This window comes from Halogeometricum sp. CBA1124, assembly GCF_009741955.1.
GTDB classification, from domain to species: Archaea; Halobacteriota; Halobacteria; order Halobacteriales; family Haloferacaceae; genus Halogeometricum; species Halogeometricum rufum.
The window spans coordinates 1-8860 of record NZ_WPCD01000154.1; the positions used below are offsets into that span (position 1 = coordinate 1).

6 protein-coding genes and 6 pseudogenes are annotated in these 8860 nt (G+C 68.9%); 4 read left to right on the forward strand and 8 right to left on the reverse strand.

Annotated elements, in window-relative coordinates; genetic code table 11:
- A pseudogene (locus tag GJ632_RS22285) lies at positions 1–313 on the forward strand (hypothetical protein); the annotation flags it as partial.
- Positions 314–355: 42 nt separating this feature from the next.
- On the opposite strand, the pseudogene GJ632_RS15805 reads toward GJ632_RS22285, so the two are convergent.
- Positions 356–1323: pseudogene (locus GJ632_RS15805) on the reverse strand (AAA family ATPase).
- A gap of 216 nt (positions 1324–1539) precedes the next feature.
- Positions 1540–2933 (reverse strand): annotated as a pseudogene (locus GJ632_RS15810) (signal recognition particle protein Srp54).
- Positions 2934–3131: 198 nt separating this feature from the next.
- Between GJ632_RS15810 and GJ632_RS15815 the strand changes: the two are divergent.
- Both GJ632_RS15815 and GJ632_RS15820 read left to right on the forward strand, forming a co-directional pair.
- Positions 3132–4087: pseudogene (locus tag GJ632_RS15815) on the forward strand (D-2-hydroxyacid dehydrogenase).
- A 39-nt stretch (positions 4088–4126) separates the two neighbouring features.
- Positions 4127–4744, forward strand: coding sequence for a LysE family translocator (locus GJ632_RS15820; protein ID WP_191453456.1), 618 nt, complete (start codon positions 4127–4129; stop codon positions 4742–4744).
- A gap of 119 nt (positions 4745–4863) precedes the next feature.
- Here the strand turns inward: GJ632_RS15820 and ftsY are convergent.
- From ftsY to GJ632_RS15850, 6 genes and pseudogenes are all read right to left on the reverse strand, one after another.
- Positions 4864–6305 (reverse strand): annotated as a pseudogene (gene ftsY, locus GJ632_RS15825) (signal recognition particle-docking protein FtsY).
- A gap of 30 nt (positions 6306–6335) precedes the next feature.
- Positions 6336–6812 (reverse strand): prefoldin subunit alpha, encoded by a 477-nt coding sequence (gene pfdA, locus GJ632_RS15830; RefSeq protein WP_231751608.1) that lies wholly within the window; start codon positions 6810–6812, stop codon positions 6336–6338.
- Positions 6812–6988: a 50S ribosomal protein L18Ae gene (gene rpl18a, locus GJ632_RS15835; protein WP_191453457.1), complete on the reverse strand. Its 177-nt coding sequence runs from the start codon at positions 6986–6988 to the stop codon at positions 6812–6814. The genes pfdA and rpl18a overlap by 1 nt, the downstream gene beginning before the upstream one ends.
- A 133-nt stretch (positions 6989–7121) precedes the next feature.
- Positions 7122–7786 (reverse strand): annotated as a pseudogene (locus tag GJ632_RS15840) (translation initiation factor IF-6).
- A 2-nt stretch (positions 7787–7788) separates the two neighbouring features.
- Complete coding sequence (locus tag GJ632_RS15845) at positions 7789–8067, reverse strand: 50S ribosomal protein L31e (RefSeq protein ID WP_089803913.1); 279 nt, start codon at positions 8065–8067, stop codon at positions 7789–7791.
- A gap of 3 nt (positions 8068–8070) precedes the next feature.
- Positions 8071–8223: a 50S ribosomal protein L39e gene (locus GJ632_RS15850; RefSeq protein ID WP_006055503.1), complete on the reverse strand. Its 153-nt coding sequence runs from the start codon at positions 8221–8223 to the stop codon at positions 8071–8073.
- A 190-nt stretch (positions 8224–8413) separates the two neighbouring features.
- On the opposite strand from GJ632_RS15850, the gene GJ632_RS15855 reads away from it, so the two are divergent.
- Positions 8414–8860: DMT family transporter (locus GJ632_RS15855; RefSeq protein ID WP_191453458.1), on the forward strand; the 447-nt coding region annotated here is incomplete at its 3' end.

Genomic DNA, 8860 nt, shown 5'->3' on the forward strand with positions numbered 1-8860 from the left:
CACCGTCGCCGTCGTCCTCGGCGGCGTGCTGACCGACGTCGGCGCGCTCCCCCTCCTCGGCGCGATGGTCGCCGCCGTCGTGGCGTGGGACGCCGGGGAACGGGCCGTCTCGCTCGGCGAACAGGTCGGCGTGCGCGGCCGGACGTGGCCCGTCGAGGTGACGCGGACGGCGGCGACGGCGCTCTACGGCGGCGCAGTCGTCGGCGCGACGCTCGCCGTCAGAGAGTTGAACGTCACCGACGTGCCCCTCGTCGGACTGCTGCTGTTGCTCTGCGGCACCGTCGCGGTGCTGGTCGCCCTCTCGAACCGCTGAGCCTGACGGCGCGGAGCCGTCGAAAACAGTTCACTACTACCGCTACTGCGCCCGTCGGCGCGCGTTCACCGACGGGACCGTGAGTCCGTCGAGGACGTCTTCGAGGACGCCTCGCTGGTCGACCTGTCCGACGCGGGCGTCGGGCGTGAGCGTGAGACGGTGCGCGAGGACGGGCTTGGCGACGGCGTTCACGTCGTCGGGCGTCACGAACTCCCGCCCCTGGATGGCCGCGAGTGCGCGCGCCGCCTCGAACAGTCGCTGCGTCGCCCGCGGTGAGACCCCCTCCCGGACGCGGTGGTCCTCGCGCGTCGCGCGGGCCACGCTGACGACGTACTTCCGCACGTCGCGTTCGACGTGGACCCGTTCGGGCGCGGTACGGACGTCCGTCGCCGTCCGGTCGTCGCAGACCCGACTCGCCGTCGGCGACTGTTCGTGGCGTTCGGCGCGCCGGTCGATGAGTTCGAGTTCGCCCGCCTCGTCGGGGAAGCCGAGACTCGTCTTGACGACGAAGCGGTCCTTCTGCGCCTCGGGCAACTCGAACGTCCCCTCCTGTTCGACGGGGTTCTGGGTGGCGATGACGAAGAACGGGTCCGGGAGCGGGTACGTGTCGCCGTCCACCGTCACCTGCCCCTCCTCCATCGCCTCCAGCAACGCGGCCTGCGTCTTCGGCGAGGCGCGGTTTATCTCGTCGGCGAGGACGACGTTGGCGAAGATGGGACCGGACTGGAACTCGACTCCCGCGAGCGTTCGTCGAACACGTGCGTGCCCGTCACGTCCGACGGGAGCAGGTCCGGCGTGAACTGCACGCGCGAGGCCGAGAGGCCGAGTGCGGTGGCGAACGACCGCGCGGTGAGCGTCTTGCCCGTCCCGGGGACGTCCTCGAGGAGGACGTGCCCGCGGGAGAGGTAGCCGAGGAGAATCGTCCGCAACACCGACCGGTCGGCGACGACGGCGTCGCCCACTTCGTCCAGAACGTCCCGACAGTGACTGGCGCAGTCTCCGACGTGCATGTGCGGACTGTGCGCGGGGACGCGGATTAGTAGAGAGCGGGTAAGACTGACAGGTGTCCCCAGCGCGGGTTCGGTCGGCTTCCGGCCTGAGCGGGCGTCGAGGACCGGTTAAGCTCCTCCTACCCGGAGCGGCGTGTCAGCGCGGTGAGACTGTCGAGGGAGACGGGTCGAGCGGGGTCAACGCGGGAGACGGGTCGAGCGGGTCGGACGGCGCGGTCAGTCGCCGAACGGACCCATGCCGCCGAGTCCGCCGCCGCCACCGCCGCCCTGATTCTGCAACTTCTTCATCATCCGCTGCATGTCGCCGTCGCCCATCCCCTGGAACTGCTTGATGGTCCGCTCCATCATCTTGTGCTGTTCGAGGAGTTCCTGCACCGTCTCCTCGTCTTTGCCGGACCCGCGGGCGATGCGTCGGACGCGCGAGGCGCCGACGGTGCGGGGGTTCTCCAGTTCCTCCTCTGTCATCGAGTCCATGATGACGTCGAACGACCGCATCCGGTCCTGCGTGACGTCCATCGCGTCGTCCGGCAGTTGGTCCTTGAACCCGCCGCCGAGACCCGGAATCATGTCGAGAACCTGGTCCAGCGGACCCATGCGGTTCATCGCCTCCATCTGCTTCTGCATGTCCTTGAGGGTGAACGACCCCTTCATGATGTCCTCGGGGTCCCAGTCGTCGTCCTCCTCTTGGGTCTCGGCCATCGCGCGTTCGACCCGTTCGGACAACTGCTTCAGGTCGCCCATCCCCAGCAAGCGGGAGATGAAGCCGTTGGGTTCGAAGCGCTCGATGTCCTGCACCGTCTCGCCGGTGCCGAGGAAGCCGATGGACGAGTCCGTCTCGTTCACCGCGGTCAGGGCGCCGCCGCCCTTCGCCGTCCCGTCCAACTTCGTGATGACGACGCCGTCGATGCCGATGGAGTCGTCGAACTGGCGCGCCTGGTCCTTCGCGCCCTGCCCGATGGCGGCGTCGAGGACGAGCAGCGAGCGGTCGGGGTTCACCGCCCCCTCTATCTGCTCTATCTCGTCGATGAGGGCGTCTTCGAGGGCGTGCGACCCGCGGTGTCGACGATGTGGACGTCGGCGTCCTCGGTGGCCTCCAGTCCGTCGCGAGCGATTTTGACGGGGTCCTCCTCCTCGGGGTCGCCGTAGAACTCCACCTCCGCGCGTTCGCACATCTGCTTGGCCTGATCGTACGCGCCCGGACGGAACGTGTCCGTCTGGATGACGGCCGCGCGCAGGCCCTTCGTGGAGAACCACCACGCCATCTTCGCGGCGGTGGTGGTCTTGCCCGACCCCTGCAGGCCGGCCAGCAGGATGGTCTGCGGTTCCAGCGGAATCTCCGTCGACTCGCCGATGAGGCCGACCAGTTCCTCGTAGACGATTTTGAGGACGTGGTCGCGGGCGGACGTGCCGCCGGGCGGTTCTTCGTTCAGCGCGCGCTCCTCGATGGACGAGGAGAGGTCCATCACGAGGTTCACGTCCACGTCCGCAGAGAGGAGCGAGCGTTGAATCTCGCGGACGATCTCCTCGACGTCTTCCTCGTCGAGGCGGGACTTCCCCTGCAGTTTGTCGAGACTGCCGCGGAGGGAACTCCCGAGATTGTCGAGTACCATTGTCTCTCCCTACGCCGCCGCCGGTGTAAAGGCTTTATCCGTCGCTATTCCGAGTCCGGACCGTCGAAGCCGCGTGTCCGCCCGCGAGCGAGGAGGGGGGTCGTGCCCGAGTGTCGAGCGAACGAGAACGCCGGACGCACCGGCCCAGAACCGCCGGCGGGCAAAGCACTATCCCGAGACCGGCCGAGGATACCGACGATGACCGAACTCCTCGTCCTCGACGACCCGGCGCACGGCATCCCCGCCTCCGAGTACGCCGACGCACTGCGAGAGCGTCTCCCGGACGCCACGGTCCGCCACGAACGGACGGCCGACGGCACGGTAGCGGCCGCCGGCGACGCCGACGTGGTGACGGGCATCCGCCTCCCGGACGACGTGCTGGCGGCGGCCACGGAGATGCGCCTGTTCGCCGCCGGGTCGGCCGGGACCGACACCTGCCGCTGGACCGACTCCGCGAACGCGGGGTCACCGTGACGAACGCCTCGGGCGTCCACGGGCCGAACATCGCCGAACACGTCCTTGGGTGGCTGCTCACCCTCGCGCGCAGTCTCGACGAGGGCATCCGCCGGCAGGAACGGCGGGAGTGGCGACAGTTCCAGGCGTTCGGCGAACTCCGGGGGTCGACCGTCACGGTGGTCGGTCTCGGGGCCATCGGACGGGCCGTCGTCGAGCGGTTGGAACCGTTCGGCGTCGACACCGTCGGCGTGCGCTACACGCCGTCGAAGGGCGGCCCGACGGACGAGGTGGTCGGGTTCGACGAGATAGAGTCCGCGCTGGTGCGGACGGACTACCTCGTCCTCGCCTGCCCCCTGACCGAGACGACGAGGGGATTGATAGACGCCGACGCGTTGGACTCGCTGCCGACGGACGCGGCGGTGGTGAACGTCGGCCGCGGCGGCGTCGTCGACACGGACGCTCTCGTCGGCGCGATTCGCCGCGGCTACGTCCGCGCCGCCGCACTCGACGTGACCGACCCCGAACCCCTCCCGCGCGACCACCCGCTGTGGGACTTCGAGAACGTCCTCATCACGCCCCACGTCTCGGGCTACACGCCGCACTACTGGACGCGACGGGCGGACGTCCTCGCGCGCAACGTCGAACGGGTCGCGGAGACGGGCGAGTGGACGGGACTGGAGAATCAGGTGTCGCCCTGAGCGCGGCCTTTTAGTCCGCCGGGGCGCGAACCGGAGACGATGACGGGCGCACTCGCCGGACTGACGACGACGACGTTCCTCGCGTTCTGCGGGGCCGCCGTCGCACTCATCCTCACCCCCGGGCCGGACACGATGTACGTCCTCGCCCGCGGGATGCAGGGCCGCGGCGCGGGCGTCCGGTCGGCGCTGGGCATCTCGACGGGCGTCCTCGTCCACACCGCCGCCGCGGCACTGGGACTCGCGGCCCTCCTGCGCGCCGCGCCGACGGCCTACCGCCTCGTGAAGTACGCCGGCGCCGTCTACCTCGTCTACCTCGGCGTCTCCGCCGTTCGCGACGACGAGTTCGACCCCGCGATAGAGACGGACGCCGAGGCGAGTTTCCGCCGCGGCGTCCTCGTCAACGCCCTCAATCCGAAAGTCGCGCTGTTCTTCCTCGCCTTCCTGCCGGGGTTCGCGGGGAGCGGTTCCGGTGCGGACGCGCGGATGTTGCTCCTCGGCGCGACGTACGCCGCGCTCACCGCCCTGTACCTCACCGTCGTCGCGGTGGCGTCCGGGCGAGTCGGCCGAATACTGTCGTCTTCGCGCTTCTCGTCGGGGTTGAGCTGGCTCGGCGGGAGCGTGATGGTCGCGCTCGGCGTCGGCGTCGCCATCGACTGAGGAGCCGGTGCTGGAGTGGAAACGAAGGGGTCAGCGAAGCGATAAACACGGTCCGAAAACGTCGGAGTCGCGGGCGCGAAACCGTCGTCGTCGGGAGTTCGAGAACAGTCGCGCGACCGTCACTCCTCGTCGCCGAGGAGGCGGTCGACCATTCGCTCGGGGTCGAACTTCTCGATGTCGTCGTAGCCCTGTCCCACGCCGAGGAACAGGATGGGCTTGCCCGTGACGTAGGCGATGGAGATGGCCGCGCCGCCGTTGGAGTCGGCGTCCGCCTTCGTGAGGACGGCGCCGTCTATCTCGGCGGCGTCGTTGAACTTCTTCGCGCGTTCGACGGCGTCCTGCCCGGCGACGGCCTCGTCCACGAACAGCGTCATGTCCGGGTCGACCACGCGGTCTATCTTCTCCAACTGCGCCATCAGGTCGTTGGAGGTGTGTAGGCGGCCGGCGGTGTCGCCGAGGACGACGTCGATGTCGTGGGCCTCGGCGTACTCGACGCCGTCGTAGAGCACCGCCGCCGGGTCGCCGCCCTGTTCGTGCGAGATGAGCTTCGTGTCGAGGTTCTCCGCGTGCTTGCGAATCTGCTCGTTCGCCCCCGCCCGGTAGGTGTCGCCGTTGGCGAGGACGACCGAGAGCCCCTGCTTCTCGAAGTAACGGGCCATCTTGGCGATGCTCGTCGTCTTCCCGACGCCGTTGACGCCGGTGAAGATGAGCGTGACGGGCTTGTCCGCCTCCGCGATTCGCTGGTCGAAGTCGAACTGGCCGACGCTGATGACGTCGTAGAGCGCGTCGTGAAGCGCCTCCTGAACGAGTTGGCCCATCGTCTCGACCTGTCGGCGCGACTCGCCGATCATCTTCTCGCGGATGGTGTCCAGAATCTCTTCTGCGACGTGCATCTCCACGTCGCTCTCGAGCAGCGCCATCTCCAGTTCCCACAGGGGGTCTTCGAGGTCCTCCTCCTCGATGATTATCTTCCCCGTGGCGAACGCCGCGGCGCGCTTGAGTCGGCCCGCGCCGGCGGACCGCTTCTCGTCGGCTTCGAGGGCCTCGCTCGCGGCGTCGGAGGCGAGTCGCTCGCGCGGCGGTTCCTCCTCGTCGTCGGCGTCGGTCGCGGCGTCGTCGACGCGTCGTCGGCGGGTTCGACCGCGTCGGCGTCCGTCGACTCCGGTTCGGGCGTCGTCGCCGGCTCCGACTCCGGCGGCGTCCGCGCGTCGGTGTCGGCGTCGCCCGTCCGTGCGGGCGTCTCGTCTGCGCTCTCGGAGAGGGAGACGCCGCCGGGGTCTTCGCCCGGCATCTGGGCGGTCGTCTCACCGGATTCGGTCTCGCCGTGGGCGGCGTCCGGGGTGCCGGCGGCCGGTTCGTCGGTCGCCACCGTCTCGGCGTCCGCGTCGTGCGTCTCGGACCCCGTGGGCGCGTCGGCCTCCTCGGCGTTCTCGGGAGCGTCGGCCGCAGCCTCGTCCGCCGCGGCCTCCTCGGCCTCGGCCTGCGCTTCGGCCTTCTCCTCGGCGGTGTCCTCGACGTCTTCGCGGAAACTGTTGAGCTTCTTTTTCAGTCCGTCGAACATGTGAAAGCGTGGAAAGGTGGGTCGCCGACGTTACTCGCCGTCTTCGTCGCCCTGCATCTGCTGCATCTGCTGCATCTGCTGTTGCTGCATCTGCTGCTGCATCTGCTGAGCCTGCTGTTCGAGTTCCGAGCTCTCGTCTTCGAGGTCGGAAATCTCGCCCTCGACCTCCGCGATGCGCTCGTCGAGCGCGTCCTGCTTCGTGCGGAGGGCGTCGATGGCGTCGCCGGACTCCTGCTCTGCGGCGTAGTTGCCGCCGAGGTCGACGATGACCTCGTCGATGTCCTGGACTTCGGCGCGGAGGTACGCGCCGCCGCCGAGGGGCACCTGCACGGTCGAACCCGTCTCGAGCGTCTCGATGGCTTCGACGGCTTCGTCTATCTCGTTCTTCTCCTGCTCGAGGTCATCGACGTCGCCTTCGAGCTCCGTTATCTCCTCGTCGATCGCCTGCAGTTCCTGCGAGAGCTGCTGGAGTTGCTGCTGGCCGCCGCCACCGCCCATACCGCCCATCATGCGGCCGACACCTCCGAAATCTCGATCTGCGTGCGCTTGAGCCCGTGCTGGCTCCCGATGTTCGAGAGGACGTGCTCGCGGGCGACGTTCTCGTTCGGCGCCTCGACGGCGGTCTGGAACTTGCTGTAACCGTCGCGGCTCTGGAACTGGCCGCTCACCGTAAATTGACTCATACCCGCATCCTCGGCCCGCGAGCGGGAAGTATCTTCCTACTCGGAGTAGCGTTCGCAGGAGCGACGAATCGAACGCCCGAGGTGACGACTCGGAGACGAGAGCGTGGAGGAAGAGAGCGAGGACGGGCGGGCGTCAGTCGAGATAGCCCAGCGTGTCCTCGACGCGGCCGAGTTCCGGCCCGGTCGTCTCCTCGCCGACGACGTAGCCGGCTTCGTTGGCGACCAGCCCGGAGCCGACGAGCGGTGCGCCGTAGTTGACCGTCCCGATGTCGGCGCGCACGTCGAGCAGTTCCTCGAGCGCTTCCAGTTCGGGTTCGCGGGACTTGGGGTGACAGAGCACCCCGTCGTTCGACGCGACGGCGGCGGTGCCGACGGTCCGACGTCCGCGAGGTCACCGCGTTCGGCGGGGACGCCGAGGGCGTCCTCGACGACGGCGAGGGCGTCCTCGGAGAGGTCCGGGTGGACGTACGCGCCCGTGTCGTTGGCGAGGACGACGTTTCCGGCGGCGTTGATGCGGCCGGGGAGTTCGCTCACGGGGACGCCGGCGGCGTCCTCGATGGTCTCCTTCTCTCGCTCGGTCGCGCGGGCGGAGACGAGGATGCCGTGGCCGTTACCCATCGCTAGGGCACCGACGGTTCCGGACCCGCCGACGGTTGTCTTCACCGCGGGCACGTCGAGTTCCGCGGTCATCGCGTCGACGACGTCGTCCTCGGCGTCCGGACGGACGACGAGCACGTCGTCGGTCACGCAGGCGAAGACGCCGACGTAGGCCGAGCCAGCGAAGGAGGCGCGAAGCACCGTTATTCGGCCGGTTCGGCTTCGACGACCTGTTCGCCCTCTTCGTCGAATCGAGCGGCGCGAACGCGGAACTTGCTCGGCGGGTTCTGCCGGCCGCGGCCGCCGATTTCCTCGTTGATGGCGGGGTCGAGACGGACGTCCTCGGCGTCGACCGAGAAGTGCTGTGCGAGGTGTTCGCGGATGAGCTTCATCGCGCGACCCGCACGCTCGTACGAGGGGACGGCCTTCACGTCGCGGAGCGGCACCGTGATGACGCGCTCCTCGAAGTCGCTTGCACTCATCGCTTACTCGTCCGTGTCACTCCGCCGCCAGTTGCGACGCTTGGGGTTTCGCGTGACTTCCATGTCGGTCTTCATCATGACCCACGCGGGGACGCGACTGTTCTGACGCTCCAGTTTGGCCAGACGCTTCTTCTTGGCCTTCGACTTCTTGCTCATGGTGTCCGGAACTACCCTCGGCCGGCATAAAATCTTGTTCCTTCGGTTCCGCCGGTGACACGGACGCTCACGCCCCCGATATCGGCGGCCTGACGCCGTCGAAGGCGGCGTGGGACCCGAGCTCGAACGCCCGACGCGACGCGGGGGCGAACCGAGTCATTCAGGGCGGTTCGTCGCTTCGAGGCGAGCGATGCGTCACCGGACCACCGTCGTCTTCCTCGTTCTCTCTGCGATATGGGGCACCGCTTTCGTCGTCACGAAGGTGGGGCTCGACTCGTTGCCGCCCGCGCTGTTCGCCGCGGTTCGCTTCGACGTGGCCGCCGCCGTCCTGTTCGGCGTCGCTCTCCTGCGGAGCGACCGGCTCAGACCCGCCTCCCGAGCCGAGTGGTTTCCCATCCTCACCGGCGGCGCGCTCAACATCGGCGTCCACCACGCCTTCCTGTTCTCCGGGCAGGTGTACGTCGGGAGCGCCGTCGCCGCCGTCCTCCTCGGCCTCATCCCGGTCATCACGCCGGCGCTCACCCGCATGACCGCCTCGGCGGACCGCCTCTCGCCCGTCGGTGCCGTCGGCGTCCTCCTCGGCTTCGTCGGCGTCGTCGTCATCGCCGACCCGAACCCGTCGAACCTCCTCGGTTCG